This is a genomic window from Planctomycetaceae bacterium (assembly GCA_041398825.1).
Lineage (GTDB): Bacteria > Planctomycetota > Planctomycetia > Planctomycetales > Planctomycetaceae > F1-80-MAGs062.
In genome coordinates, this window is sequence record JAWKTX010000007.1 from 249866 (window position 1) to 268231 (window position 18366).

General features: G+C 54.3%; 12 protein-coding genes. 3 read left to right on the forward strand and 9 right to left on the reverse strand.

Going from position 1 to position 18366, the window contains the following annotated elements:
* Positions 1 to 127 precede the first annotated feature (127 nt).
* The 4 genes from R3C20_14495 to R3C20_14510 all read right to left on the reverse strand — a co-directional run bounded on the left by R3C20_14495 (position 128) and on the right by R3C20_14510 (position 6653).
* Positions 128 to 1327 (reverse strand): hypothetical protein, encoded by a 1200-nt coding sequence (locus R3C20_14495; GenBank protein ID MEZ6041713.1) that lies wholly within the window; start codon positions 1325 to 1327, stop codon positions 128 to 130.
* Positions 1328 to 1416: 89 nt separating this feature from the next.
* A complete protein-coding gene (locus tag R3C20_14500; protein ID MEZ6041714.1) occupies positions 1417 to 2763 on the reverse strand; it encodes a hypothetical protein in 1347 nt (448 codons plus the stop codon).
* The gene (locus R3C20_14505; protein ID MEZ6041715.1) at positions 2760 to 3272 is read right to left on the reverse strand and encodes an RNA polymerase sigma factor; all 513 of its coding nucleotides are present in this window, start codon (positions 3270 to 3272) and stop codon (positions 2760 to 2762) included. The genes R3C20_14500 and R3C20_14505 overlap by 4 nt, the downstream gene beginning before the upstream one ends.
* A 291-nt stretch (positions 3273 to 3563) precedes the next feature.
* Positions 3564 to 6653 carry a PSD1 and planctomycete cytochrome C domain-containing protein gene (locus R3C20_14510; protein MEZ6041716.1) on the reverse strand — a complete coding sequence of 1030 codons (3090 nt, stop codon included), beginning with the start codon at positions 6651 to 6653 and terminating at the stop codon, positions 3564 to 3566.
* Between the two features lie 470 nt (positions 6654 to 7123).
* Between R3C20_14510 and R3C20_14515 the strand changes: the two genes are divergently transcribed.
* Together R3C20_14515 and R3C20_14520 are read left to right on the forward strand one after the other, a co-directional pair.
* A complete protein-coding gene (locus tag R3C20_14515; protein MEZ6041717.1) occupies positions 7124 to 9787 on the forward strand; it encodes a hypothetical protein in 2664 nt (887 codons plus the stop codon).
* A gap of 340 nt (positions 9788 to 10127) precedes the next feature.
* Positions 10128 to 12026, forward strand: a complete 1899-nt coding sequence (locus R3C20_14520; protein ID MEZ6041718.1) for a hypothetical protein — start codon at positions 10128 to 10130, stop codon at positions 12024 to 12026.
* 153 nt (positions 12027 to 12179) lie between these two features.
* On the opposite strand, the gene R3C20_14525 is transcribed toward R3C20_14520, so the two are convergent.
* The 5 genes from R3C20_14525 to R3C20_14545 form a co-directional block, all read right to left on the reverse strand.
* On the reverse strand, positions 12180 to 13724 hold the full coding sequence (locus R3C20_14525) for a Do family serine endopeptidase (protein MEZ6041719.1): 1545 nt from the start codon (positions 13722 to 13724) through the stop codon (positions 12180 to 12182).
* Between the two features lie 250 nt (positions 13725 to 13974).
* Positions 13975 to 14721, reverse strand: coding sequence for a hypothetical protein (locus R3C20_14530; GenBank protein ID MEZ6041720.1), 747 nt, complete (start codon positions 14719 to 14721; stop codon positions 13975 to 13977).
* Positions 14718 to 15557, reverse strand: a complete 840-nt coding sequence (locus tag R3C20_14535; GenBank protein MEZ6041721.1) for a hypothetical protein — start codon at positions 15555 to 15557, stop codon at positions 14718 to 14720. The genes R3C20_14530 and R3C20_14535 overlap by 4 nt, the downstream gene beginning before the upstream one ends.
* Positions 15558 to 15662: 105 nt before the next feature.
* Positions 15663 to 16646 (reverse strand): NAD-dependent epimerase/dehydratase family protein, encoded by a 984-nt coding sequence (locus R3C20_14540; protein ID MEZ6041722.1) that lies wholly within the window; start codon positions 16644 to 16646, stop codon positions 15663 to 15665.
* 483 nt (positions 16647 to 17129) lie between these two features.
* Positions 17130 to 17300, reverse strand: a complete 171-nt coding sequence (locus tag R3C20_14545; protein ID MEZ6041723.1) for a hypothetical protein — start codon at positions 17298 to 17300, stop codon at positions 17130 to 17132.
* Positions 17301 to 17568: 268 nt separating this feature from the next.
* Between R3C20_14545 and R3C20_14550 the strand changes: the two genes are divergently transcribed.
* Complete coding sequence (locus tag R3C20_14550; protein ID MEZ6041724.1) at positions 17569 to 18291, forward strand: hypothetical protein; 723 nt, start codon at positions 17569 to 17571, stop codon at positions 18289 to 18291.
* Positions 18292 to 18366 lie beyond the last annotated feature (75 nt).

Consider the following 18366-nt stretch of genomic DNA (forward strand, 5'->3'; position numbering starts at 1 on the left):
TCATTTCAATTCTGAAAAAGGTGTTGCCTTCTGCAGCGCCATGCCTGCAAGTTTCAGCGAATCTCAGGACGTTGGCAACAGGTTTTGAAATGATGTTTGGCATGGCCTGGTGACGGTCAGCTGCGATTTATCCTCCGTGGAGTGTGATACGGACGATCAGCTGCATTTCTGGTGGCTGCCCGCTCTGATTGGTCGAAAGCTGACTCAGTGATGCGATCCTGGTCAGCCTGTCCTGCCTGACAGTACAGGTCCCTTCGGAGACGTGCTTACCCAGCGAATAGCGGTCAATTTTGCCCCCTCCTGCTCCGAAGTCCTGGATGTTCGCGTCGGAGTTAGAGACCATCGAACGAAACGACAAGTTCAGTTGATCACCCGCCTCCATTTCGGCTGACGACGTGCTGTATTCGGGCACCGACGAAATCTTCGCCTCCATCAATAATCCAAGAAGCAGAGTTCGTACGATTGGTTGATCGCTGGCATTTCCCGTACCGACGACAGGTGTTGAACCCACAACAATTGGAACCTGGCTACCAGAAACGGCGTGAGTTGTGACGTGTTCGCGGCAGAGCATCATCGCGTGATAACCACCCCACTCCTGACTCAGTGAAGTCAGTTTCTGACAGGACACGTTTGCGTCGGACTGATCTGCGAGAATCTCCTGAAGACCACTGGCAGTCTCCTCAACGACCGGAATCCACCACGCTTCTAATTGATAAGTTCCTTTACCGACGACGGCGATGGAGAGTTCCCTGAGAAATGTTGTAATTTCAGCGTGGACCTCTTCGGTCTGGCGAATCATCAGTGTGTTGCCGAGATCTCGAATTGTCCCGGGGCCACCCATCGATTCCCAGGAATCCGGATCGACACTGTTTTCAATCAGTTCTTCTATTGAATCTCCCTGCATCTCGAGCCATTCCTGAAGACTGGGTTCCGAATTGGAATCTCCAACGCCCGAAACATCGGCCCCTCCCATTCCCCCCATTCCTCCTCCCCCGAATTGTGGGGCTGATGGAACACAGAAAAAACCCTGACCTCCACCCGCGCCTCCGCCACCCATGGCTCCTCCTCCTCCTCCCATACCTCCAGGCATGCCAGCATTGACTCCGATTCTGGAATACTCCAACGCTGCAGTGCCGTCGTGGAATGCATAGTGCTGCCGTTCTGTGACCAGTGGAGTGATGTCATAGAACTTAATCAGCAACGGGCGTTCCTTCACTGCGTTTTTCGGTGGTGGCCCGGCAGCAAACGGATCGTTCTGAGCGACCGCTGGAGAGAGACAGACCTGCATCACGAACAAGACAAATAGGATCTCGGAGATTCGTTTCATAAGTTTTCCTTTCGGAGTCGGGGGGTGGATCTTCCTGTGTCAGTCGATCGCATACTTTTGAACTGACAATTTCCTGATGTCGAACCATGCTATCGATCAGGCAAAGTGACGCTGGCCTGAAGTTGAATGGAAGCGGTTTGCAGAACCGCGAAACGCTCGGGGTTCTTCTGCAGTTTTGTGAGTGTCCGGACCGCAGCTTCTGATCCGCTGCACATCAGGATCGCCACGGGCTCCCATCGATTGGGAAACTGTTGAATGAGCTGCATGATGCGATCCTGAGTCGGCTTGTCAGTTCGTCGGCCAAGGGACAAAATCGCTGAGATCCGATCGTCCATCAGTGGAGCATCCAGTTCCCTGAACATGGCATCTACAAGAAACGGTGATAAGTCGCTGGCAGCTTGCTGACAAAGAATTCGTGACCGCTGAGTGCGCATCAGGTGTAACCAGGCCAGTACGGCATTGGGTGTGCTGCGATGAGCCAGTTCTGTCAGAAACTCACGCTGCAAAGTTTCATCACCCGGCTGCAGAACCAGGCCAGCCAGCATCTGTTCACTGCAACACTGTTTCAGGGCAGCGATCGATTTTTCGCGCAGACTTTCAGAACGTGTTGTCCCAAGTAAAACCGGGACAGCTGTATCCGTTCCCACGAAGCCCATGGCAGTGACAGCGGCAAGCTGACGTTGCCCGGTTGCATTTCGAATGACTTCCCCCAGCATGAACTCAAATTCTGCGCGCCGGGGCAGTAGGGTCCGACAGCAGGAACCATCAGTGTCATCTTTCTCCGACAGACATACCAATACGTCCTCAAGCTGCAACTTCATTCTTTCGCGCGGCGTCAGGCGTTGTTTTCGACCAGTGGCAAGTTCTGGTCGGGGCTCGATCATTTGAGTCGAGTCGGACGCCGGTTTCTGCAACGATTCCTGTTTATTCGGTTCTGTGGTTGCGTCTTTCGCACTGCCCACGCCGTTCTTTGCAACCAGATGATCAGGGTCCAGATCTTTGGGAGGCTCTTTCAACGCAGGAACGGTCTGCGATGCATCGTGCTGAGCCGATTCGGCTAACTGAGGATCCTCGCCCGACGGGACTGAAGAGGACCGTCCGGAAGCCGACCAGCGCCCTGCTGCAAAAGCGACCAGAATCATCAATGCGGAGACAGCGATGCTGTACGGAAATTGTCTGCGACGATCGCTGCTCTGTCCAGGAATCGGAACATCCAAAGCGGGCAGGCCAATTGCGTCTGTTTGATTGCACTGGCTGTCCAATGGATCGACACCCCCCTCAGGCTGAACAACGGCATGCAGCTCCCGCATGACCGATTCGTGCATTCGACTGATCGTTGAGGGATCGGCATCCGGCCACGCTGCTTGTCGCAGCAGAGAATCCAGTTTCTGTTCCGTTTGACTTGTGAAGTCGTCTTCTTCGTCAGGACGGTTCAATTGAGTGACTCCCGACTGAGTTGTGAGGCAAGGGACTGTTTGAGCCGGTTCCTCGCAACGTTCAGAGTCGAATAAACATTTTGCACAGTGAGCCCCAGCGCTTCTGCCACTTCAGCCGCGCTCATATTTTCGTAAATGCACAGAACGAGTACTTCTCGCTGTCGTTCGGGCAGATTTGAGACATGCTGTGCCACAAGCTCTGCCGTCTCCGCCTGTTCGGCGTCCGTGTTCTTCAGCGGATCAATAGTTTCTTCTTCCAGCGGCCCAGCTGTTCTGCGATTCCTCATCCAGGTGCGAAACACATTCACAACAATTCGATTCAACCATGTCCTGAATGTGGAGTCGCCTCGAAATGTGCTCCTGCTTCGAGCCGCTCTCAGCAACGCCTCCTGCGCGACATCCTCCGCATCATGCAGATTTCCGGTCAGTCGAGTTGCCAGCTTAAGGACATCAGGAATATGTTGCCGGAAGAGCATCTCCCAATCGATTGGTTGATCAGATTCCGGCACCGCGAACTCCTCGGCGTCTGACATTCGTTGCCAGAACATCCTCATAGACTCAATCCGAGCCCGAACCTCAAAAAGATTCCTGAGAAAAATGATGAAACGCGATTACAGATATCCATTCCTGCACAAAAACGGGGAAATAGCTCTTCCGGCGACCAAACGACTTCCTGCCCGGCCGCTGTCTACCTGATTCGGCGACATGCAGAGGTATTACCTGCTGACTGCCGTGCTGGTAGTCCATCGGCAGATGTGACTCAGACAAGCTGCGCAGCCATCCCGTCATACAGCCATCAATCAATCAATAAAGATGAATTCATTGCTGTTGAACAGAACGAGGCATAACGAGGCCCAGGCAAGTTCTTCCGGTGTCCGGAGCGACTCCGGAATGTCTGCGTCAGGCATTTGTTGCAGTTGGTACTTCCGCCGCAGGAGGGACTGTATCTGCCGGAGATCAGAATCTTCGAGCTGTTTGTCGAAAACAAGGATCGTTGCGATATCACCGTGCCAGAATTCACCGTCGATATTGCCCTGCTGTCCAATGACCCAATCTGTGTCCAGGCGTCGAGACGGGAGTGCCGATTCCTGATGGATGATGGCACGGCGCTGCTGCCAGAGACCAGCCCCACGGTTTCCATTTGTCGCGGTCAACAGAAAGGGCAAAACGGGCTGCATCAGACTTTCCGTGGTTACCAATGCATCCGTGAATCGAATTCGGTGGTTGTCCGTCAGTCCCAGAAATACGGATGTGCCGTAGTTGCCATCGCGACCACTCCAGTTGGAAATCAATTCGCGGTGCCCCGCTTCTGACTTCTGCGGGTGGTTGTCAGACGCGACGATCATCAACGTGAATTCGTCGGTGACAAGCAATCGATCTGCTGAACGACCTGGACGCAGATGCATGAACCGACGCTGCCCATCAAAACGAATCACGGGCCAGCCGTTCATCGCATCGGGCACCAGCATGGGCTGGTGTTCGCTGACTGGCTGAATTGCCTTGTGGGTTGCCCTTCTGATAGCGATTGACGTCGTATCAACAGCGTTCTCCCACTGGACAACCCGGCCTTGCTCACCCGTGATCACATTGTTTTCTGCAGAAAGGAACAAAACACAGGATTCTGTTTTTTGGATGGCCGCCTGAAGCGATTCATTCAGCGAAACGTCGTCTCGTCCGACAGACGTATCCTGCACGCCGTTACGACTTTCAGAGTTGGTCTCGTGAATCAATAGTCGCCGCATTTGGCGTTGTACATGTTGAACAGAGAACATGAGTTCATCGTTCTTCGGGGTTCGCTTCAGGATAGATTGCCATATCTTTATTGCCCGGTCTTCAGGTGTTCCTGCCTCCGAAACAATTCGGCAAGCCAGATGTTCCGCCTGTTGATGCAGGAACTGATTGTTCAGCAGAGTGAGTGCCTGGGGCGCAACGATCGAAACATCGCGTTGCCCACACGGCAGCGTTGTGTCGCAGAAATCGAACGTCGTCATCATTGGCGGCAGCAGACTGCGCTGGCTGAACATATAAAGACTGCGTCGGAGCTGTTCTGATTCTGCCGATGCTGTCCACGCAGCCGCTTTGCGGGAAAGGCCTTCAAGCGCCTCAGGACTGACGGCAGGAAAGAATCCCGGCCCGCCCATTCGAGTATCCAGCGATCCGCTGCTCAGCAGAATGTTGTCACGAAGAGATTCAGCATCCATTCGCCGCCTGTTGGCTCGCCAGAGATATCGATTGGCGGCATCAATCAGGCTGAATTCCTCATCGCGATCATGGATAGAAGACTGCCGATAGGTACGTGAATTCAGGATGAGGCGATGAATGGGCTTCATGTGCCAGTCGTTGCGGATAAGTTCGCTGGCCAGCCAGTCAAGTAGCTCCGGGTGCGTGGGTCGTTCGCCGGTAAATCCAAAGTTGTCGGGTGAACGAACCAGGCCTTCACCAAAATAATGTTGCCAGATGCGATTGACGATGACTCGAGCAACCAGCGGGTTATCCGGACTGATCATCCATTCGGCCAGTTGCCTTCTGCGACCAGTCACTGAGTGGTGCTGTGTAGCGATGGACTGCGTTTTAAATTCACGAAACAAATCCGGACGCACGCTGAGCGAAGCCGGCTTTACAGGAAAAAGTGGGCTGTGTCGTTCGCCGTTTCTGAGCACATAAAGCGGCTCAGGATCAGCTGTCACGTCGGTCCATCCGAGCACATCGGCATATCCCAGTTCCTTCTCACCCGGTCCGCCGAGAAGATTCCGGTCTCGTGCGGCAATCGGACCGGGCCAGAACGCGGAAGCCATCCGGTAATAGTCTGTCTGCGGAATTGGATCGAACTTGTGGTCATGGCACCGAGCGCATTTGACGGTGATCCCAAGGAATGCGGTTGACGTACTATGAACAAGATCTTCGAGTCGATCGTAAACGTAATCTTCCGGATCATTGGGTTCATCATTCCATGTCCCAAGTCGAAGGAAGCCCGTTGCAATGACAGACCGTTCCGTTCGATCCTCAATCTCGTCACCGGCCAGTTGCTGCAGCACAAACTGGTCATAGGGCAAATCGCTGTTCAAGGCGTCGACAACCCAGTCTCTGTATTTCCATGCGAAAGGCTTTGGCTGGTCTCTTTCATATCCGCTGGTTTCGGCAAATCGAACAACATTCAGCCAGTGCCTCGCCCAGCGCTCACCAAACTTCGGAGACTGAAGCAATCGATCGGCAGCCTCACGGACCGCCTCATCTGCCGGGTCGCGGTCTGCTGAACCGCCGTCACCAGCGGTGTATGCGTCAGCGAATTGAGCGATCTGATCGGCATTGGGCAGGAGTCCCGTTGTGTCGATCGACATGCGACGAAGAATCGTTGCGGGATCCGCTGCCCGGGCAGATGTTAGTTTGTTGTCTTCAAGGCCTCGCTGGATGAAGGCATCAATGGGGTTCTTTGCTGCAGGTGACCATTCGAATCGACGAATTGGCTGCAGCGACCACCAGTCGCGACCAGCACGCGACGATGTTGTCCGCTCGAACAGGTCGAGCGTCCGACCGTCGGGCCAGTTGGCTCCCTGCTGAATCCATTTCGAAAGCGTCAACGTCTCCGTTTCATTGAGAGGGTGTGGAACGCCTTTAACTGGTGGAGGCATTTCTCCGGAACGGATTCGCTCAAGAAAGTAGCTCTCGGACGGAGCGAATTCGTTGATGGCGTCCCCACTGTCGCCACCCGACAGCAATCCTTCGCGTGTGGTCAAATCCAGACCGCCAGCGGCGGCGGGAGGCTTATGGCATTCGATACATCGCCGCACGAGCAGAGGTGCAATGTTTTCCTCAAACCATCCCGGAGCTTGCCTGCCTGCGGGGGTGGCGGCAGCGCTCACTTCCAACGTTAGTAAAACGGCTAAACTCACGAACAGGAATTCTGACAGTCTGCGATTCCGCCGTCCCCGACACAGCAGATCTTTTTCACGAACGGAATGAATGGGTTGAGGTGACATCGGAAGTCCCTGCGATGGCTATTTAGGGGTGGAAATGATAAGTGATCCCGAAAGAAAGGATGTTGACGCTCGTGTCGATTGGTATGGTTTTATTACTTCGCATGGCCGCCTCGGCCAAGTCAGCGCTGAATCCGGCACGATATTCGTTCTGAATGGCACTCGACGCACGAATGCGGAAAATGATGTGAGGCAGAGCAAGCAGGCGAATCGTTCTGTTTTTGAATAGGTTAATATTCTCAGGTTAAGCCAGAGTCGCGTTATACGTAAATCTTGTCTGATGACACAGTTGGTCGGTGGTTTCTGTTATGTCTGGACAAACTGAAATCCGGTGTTTGGGCTGCAATGCGCCGCTGATAGCAGACCTTTCTGATGAGAGCAACGTGGTGCACTGCGACAACTGTGGCACGCTCAGCGTGATTCCCGCAGGTGGCATGGCTGACCTCGATCTGGATCTTTCCGGACTGGAAGACGCTGAACCCTACGCGAGCGATGAGGCAGACTTCGAACTGGAGGATTCGACTGCTCCTGAGGGAAGCACTCGAGCCTCTGTCGATCCCATACCGACTCATCTGCCAGCGGAGAGTTCTCAGCCGGAAGCAGACTTTGAGCTTGCAGACGACATTGCCCCGGGGCCGCCTGCCCCGGAACTCGACATCCCGGACCATTCAGGTGTGGTTCCCGAATCTCCGTTGGTAACACCGGTTTCATCGCTGGATGAGTCACTGCCACGGCCAGAACCACTTCTGCCGACACCCACCCTGCCTACTCCGGTGTTTTCGTCGTTGCCTTTGTCAGCACCAGGTGGGATTGACAGTTCAGGTGCTGAGCCGTCTGACCATGAGCTCAGTCAAAGTCCAACTGAAGCAGAACCGTCTGATTCGGAGATCGGCGACTTTGATTTGAATGTGACCGATGCAAAACATTCCCTGAAGGATACGACAAGTGCCGTCGAGTCCATGTCGGACAGGTTGGATCCTGACGAAAGCACATCGGCGAAGTCTGCACCTGAACGCCCTTCTGTACCGTCGGGGACCGAGTCAGAAATGTCTGCTTCGGACCGGAACCTGCGGCAGGATGCACTCACGGGGCCGTCCGCACAGGATGGATTTCCGATTCCTGTCCAGTCGCAGTCTCCGTTGCTAACAGACGCCGGCGACGCTGTACACGAATCACCAGAAACGATTGCGGCCGAAACAGGTGTGAATCATGAATCTGAACTGACAGGCGATGATCCGGTCGTCGAAACGGACGCACCACCTGCGGATGCAGACACGGTGATTGGCGGCGACCTGATGTTCTTCTTCGAGTCGCTCGAAGATGCTCCGGAGGATGTCGCACCACCGGTGGCGACCTCTCCGCGTTCCAGCATTATTCCCCCTGCCGTCGCTGCGGCCGCCGTCGCGCGCGCTGCCAAGTCGGGTGCGAAGCCAAAGTCAAAGAATCCGCTCGGCGAGTTATTCGAGTTGCTGAACAGCGAAACCAGTGCGATCTCGCATGTGAGTGAAGACGAAGCGGACTTCCGCACGGCCCTCAGAACCTATTTTGATGGGTTGCCCAATCACAATCTGGCCAGCAAAGCAGACAAGGCGGCTATCGACAAAATCATCGATTTGCAGTCGGGCCGACTGACATTAAACGTTTTTCACGAAAAGCGATCGCTGGTCAAGCGAACCGTTGCCTACAAGGGCTGGAGCGTCCCCGAGAAGAAGCGAGACGAAACAAATACTCGAGCGTGGGATATCAGTTGGAAGCCACCGAAAGAGCCTTCAACTGAAGAAGAAACCAAGATCGTATCGGATTCACAGGAACTCCATGGTTGCACTCGCTGCGCTCAGACGGGCGAGACCAGTTGCAAAAAGTGTCAGGGAAAAGGGAAGCTGGGATGTTCTGCGTGTACGATGACAGGCGTGACATCATGCATGGAATGCGCGGGGACTGGTCAGAAAACCCGAGTGCAGAAAGTCCGGGGATCTCGACGATGCACAACGTGCGGCGGAGCTGGAACTCAGCAGTATATACCGGCAGACGATCCCGAGGGCGCTCCGAAGACACGCACCTGTGCCAAGTGCGCGGGATCAGGTCGCGAGAGCTTTGTCGAGAATCAGAACTTTGCAGTTGCCTGCGACGCCTGTAAGAACACTGGCAAAGCGGTATGCCCGGTCTGTCGAGGAAAACGGGCAATGGCCTGCCGGGACTGCAGCGGTCGCGGAGCGAAACAGTGTCGACAATGCCAGGGCAGCAAGATACTGGTCACCTATCTGGAAGTGAAACGTGTCTTCGAAGTCGAAAGCGTCTCCACAGAACTGGTCGGAAGCTATTCGCAGGAAATGTTATCCCGCTCTTGTCAAAAGCCATTCACCATTGGACATCAGCAGTTGCATCATTGGGGGGGAGCTGGAACGGATCGCCTTGCATCGTCTCTGGATGAATCCGCAGTGGAATCTGAGGGACTGGCTGCATCAGCGAAGACGTTTCTGAATGACGGTCTCCTCAGAACAGCACTCGGGGCGGAATCGCGAAAACGGACCACCGCATGGAAAATCGATCTGGAACAACATTCAACTCGGAGTGTCGTTTACTCCATCGGTAAACGTCGCTACCGAACGCTTTGGGATACCGTTGAATCAGATAGTGCGTCAGCATCAGGGGCCGTTGTGCCGAGAGTTTTCTCACATCGTTCGATTGTCACGAACTGGTGTCTCGCAAAGATGAATGAACTTCGGAAAGAGGCTGAAACAACAGGCGTTCGCGACGCGGCTCTGCAATATCAGCGGCTGCAGGCCATTGCAGAAGTTGATCCTGCGACCCAGCTTGTGATTTCTGAACACCAAAGTGCCAAAGACGACACGCTTCAGCAAATCGTGGCAGCCTCTCGAACGGTCAAAGCATCGAAAGCTCAGCTTATTTTCTACGGCCTGGCACTCCTCATATTGCTCGCCGCTGTGCCGGTCTGGTTCTTGCTGAACGACCTCGTGCCCGTAATTGGGTGCGTTGTGGCCAGTCTGGTTGTCGCCATTATCGGGTGGAAACTTCTGGCAGGCAATTAGCCTTAACTCTATTCAAAACCAAACGTTGCGACGTTTCCACCAGGCGGTCATTCGCAGGCGCGATGTCTTCATCGGGTCGCCTCTTCGCAGACGCTGGCCTTCATGTTTTTCGCGACGGCCAAAGAAATCACCTTTTCGACTGATCAGCGCCAACATTTTGGGCGTTCAGCCGAATGAAGGGCTGCCAGCGAGCATTATTGCCAGAGCCATACAGCCCACGGTTTCATTTGAATGCGCCTCCGGTCATGATAGTCCCTTCAATCGCAGTTCCCGGAGTGCACAGGCGATGCGGGCTGTTGCCGGAGGTTATTGGGCCTGTTTTTCTATTTGGGAGTGGATCATGAAGAATTGGTGTTGTAGAAAATTTGTCGCGTTGTCAGCCGGGGTTGCGTTTCTCGGCGGGTCAGTAACGGGAATACACGCCGCAGACCTGAAAGAGGCCGCGCCTCCGGATTCCTTTATCTCCGTCTACGCAAAGCACAATCCGGAACGAGACTACCAAAAGCAGTACTACAAGGAAGTTTGGGAAACCGTCCAGCAAACAAAAATCATGGACCGCATCCTTCAGATCGTTCAAAGTCGAGCGGGAGAGGCAGATGCTCAGAAGTTCATTGAAATCCGGGACACCCTGACCAACGCATTTGCGCCGGTGGAATGGGAGAAGCTGATGGACGTACAGGAATTCCTGTTCGCACAGCGCATGAACATTCCAACCTCTCAGCAATTGGTGCTGGCTCGAATTCCTGATGGCGGCGCTGCGTCTCTGAAGCAGGGAATTCAGAATCTGCTGGACCTGGCCGTGCAGGCCTCAAAAGGAAAGTTGACCGTCACCACGGAGACACTCGGTGGCGTTGAAGTGTCGGTGCTGAATCTGCCACCTCAGGTACCCCTGCAACTGATCGTGGGGGCGTCCGACGACCTGTTTGTGTTTTCTACGTCGCGTGATTTTGCAAAGAGCGGCCTAGAGCTGTTGCAGAATCCCGACAGCATCTCAGCGTTCGACAACGAACGTTGCCGCGAAGCTTTGGAACATTTGCCTGAGGCAGAAGACACGCTTGTCTTTTATGATGGCCGTCAAATGATGCAGCAGATGAGCCAGTTTGGCTCCTTCATTCGCAACACTGCTGGCGGAAATGAAAAGGCCAATCAAGTTGCCGCGATGGTGGAACAGCTGATTTATGAGATGGACGGAGTCGACTACGAAGTGACGGTGGAATACACAGAAGGCTTCCAGAATCGCAGCGCCTCGTTCGGTCGGTACCAGTCGGGCATGGGCGAAAAAGTGCTCGGGCAGATGGTACAAAACCAACAGAAATTTGAGGACTGGAAGAAGTGGGTTCCTGAAAATGTCGTTGGGTTCAGCATGACGGACGGATGTAATCTGCATCCCCTGTACGCGTGGATCGTAACCGAAATGCCAAAGATCTTTCCTGAAATGCAACGCGGTTTGGATCGTTTCGATGCGCTGCAGCAGGAACATGACCTGTATCTGGATGAGGACATTCTGCAGGGGTTCGGCGGAGAATTCGTTTCGCTGTCTTTTCCTGGTCGAAGGACCGGCATGGGGCAATCGTCAGATGGAGTCCTGTTTGCCCGATGCAACAAGCCGGAACGAATTCAGGAGTTGATCGATCGAGGATTCAACACTCTCACAGAAATCCCTCAGGTTCGTGCTCAGGGATTATCTCTGAAACCAGTGGCAGGAATGGAAGGATTCCAGGAGGTCTCAGCCAATCTGCTTGCCATGACGGGTGCTCGTCCGGTCTTTGGCTTCCATAACGGCTGGATGGTCGTCGCGACGAGTCCGGACTCCGTTCGCGCCGCGCTGGCGGTGCAGAATGGTGAAACCGGGTCATTTGCGGATTCGGAGGCTTACGCGGCCTTCAACCTCGCAGTAGATGGTCCTGTCCATTCTGTGACTTACAAGAATGTGGGTGAGTCCATTCGTCAGATGTCCTCCGGTCTGCAGCAGGCGGGAATGATGCTGCCTATGTTCATCGGCATGGCAGGCGGCCAACCGAATGGACCCGATCTCAGCGTTGTTCAGGACATTGCGGGACTCCTGCCATCCGTGGGTCGCATTGTCGGAAAACTCGACTTCGTTGATCAACAGTTGTCTGTTTGTCGACCAGGAGCGCTTGAGAATTCATTTACTCGCGAATCCGTAACACTGATTCGCCCCCCCAAAGGTAGCGAGGCGGTGGATGCAGCGCCTGCAGATTCTACGGACAGTAAATAAGGCTGCCAGCCTGAACTGAACGTGTCCCCTTTTCGCCGGGACAACAAAAACAAAAAGGGCCGGTGGTAAACCACCGGCCCGATTTTGTAAGCAGACCTGCCGTTACTCAAATCTGCCTGTCCGTTCTCGTCTTTCAGGAGGTTGCAGAGTTCGTCAGTCTCTGCTGTTGAAAGGTACGCTGATGAACTGTGTGCCGTTGGGCGTTTTCAGAAATAACAGAACCTGTTGTTGTTTTCGGGCTTCCTGCAAGGCCTTTTCCAGGTCGGAACCTGTTCTCAGTTCAGTACTTCCGATTCGAAGGATGGCTGTTCCCGGCTGGAGCCCAATTCGAGCGCCGAGCCCACCCTTCTGAACATTTGTTACCACAAGACCTGCACCGATATCCAGTCCCAGTTGATTTGCGGTGTCCTGCTGGACCCACTGTACTTCAACTCCCAGCTCGTCGATCATGATGCCCTTTCCATCGACGTCGGCTGTTGATTGTTCCCGGGCGGAAAGTGCGATCTCCTGAGGAAACTCAGCCACTTTGATGCTTAGCTCCTTTTCTTTGCCATCGCGCAGGATCACGACGGGGTATGTTTGCCCGATGGTCAGCTTTTCAGCAATGGCCATCAGCTTGCGAGCATTGGTGATTTTCTGCCCGTCGACTTCCAGAATCGCATCCTGAATCTGAAGACCTGCCTGATCCGCGGGACTCCCTTCCGTGACTTCGGCGATAAGCACTCCGTGCGGTGTGCTCAGGTGCAGCGCTTCCGCAATATCAGCGTCGATATCCTGAGGCACGACTCCCAGGTACGCCCGGCGCACGCGACCATCTTTGATCAGTTGGTCACCAACCCATTTTGCAAGACTGACCGGAACAGCAAAGCCGACGCCATCATAACCACCGCTGCTTGTGGAGATGGCCGTGTTGATGCCTATCACTTCGCCTCGCAGGTTAACGAGTGGTCCGCCACTGTTTCCGGGATTAATGGCAGCGTCTGTCTGAAGCAGTTCCTGCCGCATTCGTGGGTCGTTCAGCCCGCGAGCCTTCGCACTAATGATTCCCTGCGTCACAGTGCGGTGCAGTCCGAACGGGCTGCCGAAAGCGAGTACCCAGTCGCCAATCTCCATTTTCTTGTCGTCGCCGATACTGAGTGCCGGCAACTTCTCAGGAACATCGATCTGAAGAATCGCAACGTCTGCTCTTGCGTCCTTGCGGACGTCTCTGGCCTTGAACTTACGTCCGTCGCTGAGTTGAACGATGACTTCATCAGCACCATCCACCACGTGTGCATTGGTCATGATGATACCTGACGGATCAATAATGAAGCCTGAACCCTGCCCTAATGATCTTCGTTCTTCTGAGCCGCTGTTGTCCCCTCGTGGCACATTGGGCCGAATGTCGCCGAAGAAGCGCCGAAAGAATGGATCATCAAAAGGGTCAGTGCCGTCCGGATCGCCTCCAAACTGGACCATTCGGCGTGTTGGCATTCTTCCCGATGTCTCGATCGAAACGACGGCGGGCAAAGTCTTTCTGCTGACGCTCCGGAATACGTTTGAAAGTTCATCCACTCTTGCAACGGCCTCAGCCGGTAGTGTGTCGCTTTCAGAGAATGCAGCATGTGCTGACGAAGAAGGTGAAAGTGTGAACAAGGCGCCCATTCCAAGCAGGCACAGGGAACCGCCGGCAGCAATGAGCCAGTTTCGGATAATCATGGCGTAGTCCTTTCCTGAATTGATGAATATGGTTCGAAGTCTGCCAATCTGCAAAAAGACTGATCAGCGTCCTCACTCCATTCGCGGCAAAAAGCAGCCGCCGGAAAGTGTGTTGCCGCACTCCGCCATCCTCCGAAAAATGTGGCGATTTTTTTCTAATAGCAAATTCCAGCAGGAAAAAATTCACGCGCGGGACACCTTGTGACGTAAGTCAACCCGGTGAATGCGCGTCAGGCAAGTGCTGCTGTGCCTATCGCCAGTGCTGCTGAACCCAGACTGCGGGCCTGATGTGCTTGTAGATTTTCTTGTACCACGGCGCTGGCCAGATACCTGCTGCAGCTTCGTGGGGGTTTGGCCTTCCGGGAAAGGCGACCAGACGCGCGTCCGATGGCAAGTGCGGCGCTATCCACCAGCGAAGCAACTTGTTAGGCACACAGTGCCGCTTGAAACTGCGACACCAGGTTTCCGGCCAGAACTGAATGCTGGACGCCAGGCACGACGAAACGTACGTCTGCGAGTTCGGAAATTCAGCAAGAACAGTCTGATGACTGGTTAACAGGCGCTGCAGGATTTCCGGGTGACTGCCGACTTCAAATCGATAGGCTGATGTGTTGCCAATTCTTCGATCCGGCTGGGTCCAGTTGTGAATGACGCAAAACTCGCTTTCAGGTTTGTAAAGAAAGAAGTCATCAAGCGATCCGGTGACAACAATGTCCAGGTCCAGAAACAAAACGGTGCCGGATAGTCCGGGGAGTTCGCGAGCCCACAACGAAATCTTACGCCACCCTCGATTTCGCTTGGGAGAAGGGATGTCCACTTCCGGGCAATCGAAGCACTCGACTTCATCACGAATTCCCTCCCGATTGTCCGTGTAACAGACGAATCGAAATGGGTTTGAAACATGTCGGCTGACCATGGAATACAACCGATTCACATAGTCAGCTCCGTAGGCGTCGCCCCAGTTCATACAAAGAAACTGTCTTGGGTTTTCGCTCATGGTGTTGTCAGTACTCTTCGAAGTCCGGTAGTGATCATGGGGAATTCCTTCAGGCGAAGGTAGCAGTACTCCGGCAATCCTTCTACGGAAACAGAGAGTCCGGAGACCGCTTCCTCAAACAGGCTGACGAAGTGCCCGGGGTTCTTCACAACGGCCTCCAGACCTCGCCGCGGTTTCAGCAGACTGTGAGCAAATCTGAGGTAGTCGAATCCTCGCTGCTGCGGGGACTGAAGTTCCGGTGCCGGAGCGAATTCGAAATCAATGATGACAGCACCTGAAGATTCCGTCGCCGAATTCTCATCCATTGGCCACGGTATCAGAAAGTTGCCGCAGTTCAGGTCCATATGAACAATGTTGTGGTTGTGCATGCACCGTATCGCGCGAAGGCAGGCTGGCAGATATTCCCAAAGGCTGTCCGATCGCGTGCGTAAGCTGTCACTGAGACGCTGGCCCTGAATCCAGTGACTGGCAATGAAGTGGTTCTCGTAGCAAATGATCCCTGGGCAAACAGCTGCCGGCGAAAGCAGTTGGTAAGCAGCGACTTCCGTCTGAAGCCGATCGAGCGGACTCAGGAGTTGTCGTGGGAGTTGTGGTTCATCAGGGATGGGGCGGCGTTTGTGGTCAATGATGCGAACGCTGGCGATGGGGTTTTTTGCTGCCACCCGGTCGGCATCAAATGCGGAAAGAATCAGGTCCTGTCCACCGCCGTTTGTGGTTCGTTCGAGCCGGACGCTCTTTTGTAATTCCAGAGAGAGGCGGGTCCTTGCCGTCATCACCCGTTCGCGCAGACGAATCGCCTGAAGCAAACGTTTAGCAGTACGGAAAGGAGACCTCATGTCTCATCCTTTGTTCTGTTTGACGCACATCTCTGACAGGAATTGCCTGAAGGCTGTTGGCAGTGGCGTCTCCAAAAACGACGAACACTCTGTTTGAACTGCCTGTTATTCCTGTGCCGCCAGTGATTCACGTTTCCAGGAGACAATGTCGTCCAGAATTTCATCCAGTGTCATGACAGGTTTTGTGGCAATTGTCTGGAACAGCCGATCGACGTTCGGCACACGTCGCTGAACATCTTCGAAGTCTTCGCTGTATGCCTTGGCGTAGGGCAGGAATTCAATTTTGACGGAAGGATCTGTTTTGGCAATGACTCGTTCTGCGAGCTGCAGGATGGAAACCGGTTGGTCGCTTCCGATATTGAAAACTCGCCCTTCAGCTGCCGGCGTCTCCATCAGCCGGACAAGACACCGAGTCACCTCGTGCACATGCGCAAAGCATCGTACCTGTGAACCATCGTCATAGACGACCACAGGGCCGCCACGCAAAGCTGCTTCCACAAAACGTGGAACCACCATCCCGTAATTGCCGACCTGTCGCGGTCCAACGACGTTAAAGAATCTGCCAACGGTGACCCCAAGCTTGTATTTGCGATGGTACGCCAGAGCGAGAAATTCGTCGATGGCTTTCGAACAGCCATAGGCCCACCGCGGGCGACTCGTCGGGCCAAGGTGCAGGTCATCGTCTTCGACCCACGCATCCCCGGGATGCTTTCCATAGACTTCACTGGTCGAGGCAAGAAAGAACTTTTTCACGTTACTTTGAACGGCCAGACGAAGCAGATGGTCCGTGGGATAGATATTCGTCTCGATCGTGCGTACCGGGTCATCTGCAACCAGCTTGACTCCAACAGCTGCCGCCATGTGGTAGATGGCATCCACACCGTGAACCGCTTCGGCAAGCGCAACTGGGTCAGTGATGGATCCATTTCGAATTTCCAGCCGACTGTTATGTCTGACTTCTTCGAGATTGCACTCGCGCCCCGTTGACAGGTTATCCAGTACCACAACGGTATGCCCCTGACTCAGCAGTAGCTCAGTCAGGTGACTACCAATGAACCCAGCGCCGCCGGTGACCAGGCACTTCGCCATGAATCGATGTTCCCACGATGGAGGTGTTGAATGTCGAGCCGATCGAGTCGGCGTTCTTCAGGAACCCGGACGATATCACCGAATGGAACCGGATTCGACGCAGCCCTGTCCTTCAAGCCCGTGATTTCCGAACAAGGGCAACACAACACTCGCCGTCATGACCGGTATGACTCGCGCAATTAGCAGAACCCTTAACATTGTTGCAAACACTTCTTTGCGCGCAACTGTTGCGACCCAACCCAGGGAAATCGCCGGCTCTCTCCGTAACACCTTGCTGTCAATACGCTTGCGACCAGGGTCAGCCTGTGCCGATTGTAGCAATTGCGCGGATGGCACGACCTTTGCCTGTTAGTCTGAGCGTTGTGACGAAAACGGTTGTTACAGATTTGACGAATGAGAGAGCGTTGTTTCGGCTGCATTTCCAAAGAGCCAGCGAAGCGACATTCGAGAGAGACATTCTTCAGGCCAACAACCGGGCTCGGTTCATAGCGAGAGAGAGGGAGTTGACGGTCTCTTCATACCGTCCGCTGGCAGCCTGCCTGACAGCGTTGTTTGTCCGACGCGGGGAGGGGTATCGAACTGCGTGTGAATGTCTTCGAGTATTGCGGCAGCCTGCGTGAGAGACAGGCTGAAAGCAATTCGCAGACCTCGCATTCGCAGGCCCCTTCCTCGCATCGGGTGACACCTGCCTCCAGTCCAGAACATCAATGCAGACACATCTCAGTTGCGTCTGTCGAACCGCTGCGAACCTGCGCGACCCTTCGACAACGCCATTTTGGCGCCGTAGCGGCGTTTGTTGGAATCGGACCAGCTGGCAGACCTGTTTTGTCTGCCAACGGATGCCGCATGGAGTGATTGGCCCTGAAGGCCCATCGCGCTGATGCGGTAACAAATTCCCTCTTAGTGTGATTTGGAGAATGAAATGTTAAATCTGCTGAAGCAACTTCGGCGGGACGAATACGGAGTGATCCTGTCGACGGAAATCGTCATTGTTGGCAGTGTGCTGGTGATCGGGTTGATCACCGGCCTCAGCTGTCTTCAGAAATCTGTCAATGCCGAATTGCGAGATCTCGGGAATGCAGTAGGCTCTCTGGACCAGTCTTATTCGTTCGCAGGTCATTACAAGCCCCCAACAAACGGAAAATGCTGCGCATGGACTGCCGGATCTTCGTTTCACAATTGCGAAGAGAAGGACAAATGCCACGGTGATATTGTCGGCGGTGCATGCTGCGAAACAGCTGTCATCTCTACGGGCTGCAGCACGTGCGAAGCGTGTGGTGGAGCTGGCTGTGGATCCTGCAGTTCTGCGCCCTGTGGCGGTTGTGGGACCGTTGGCTGTCACGGAAGTTGCGGTTCCGGACAGGTTGGTTCAGGTGCTGGAAAGGCACGATGTATCGACGCTGGCGTTCCGAAAATGAAGGTTTCTGAATGGCCGTCAGCCCGGACTCATTCGCATTCTGCACCACTGCCAAATGGCAGCCTGATCCCGGTTCCTGAAGGGACTCCAGGATTCGGAGTTCACTCTGAAGTCATCAGCCACTCCGGAGTGGTGCATGAGGCTGTTTTGAGTGGGGAATGCTGTTCCCAAACCGTGCCACTTCCAGCTCATTCCGGTGATATCAATATTCCTGACCACGTCTGGTGATCTGTTTTGTGATCCAATGGACCATTCGAATTTGACCACTCTCATCTGTTCTGGTTGAATCGAGTATCCGCTGAA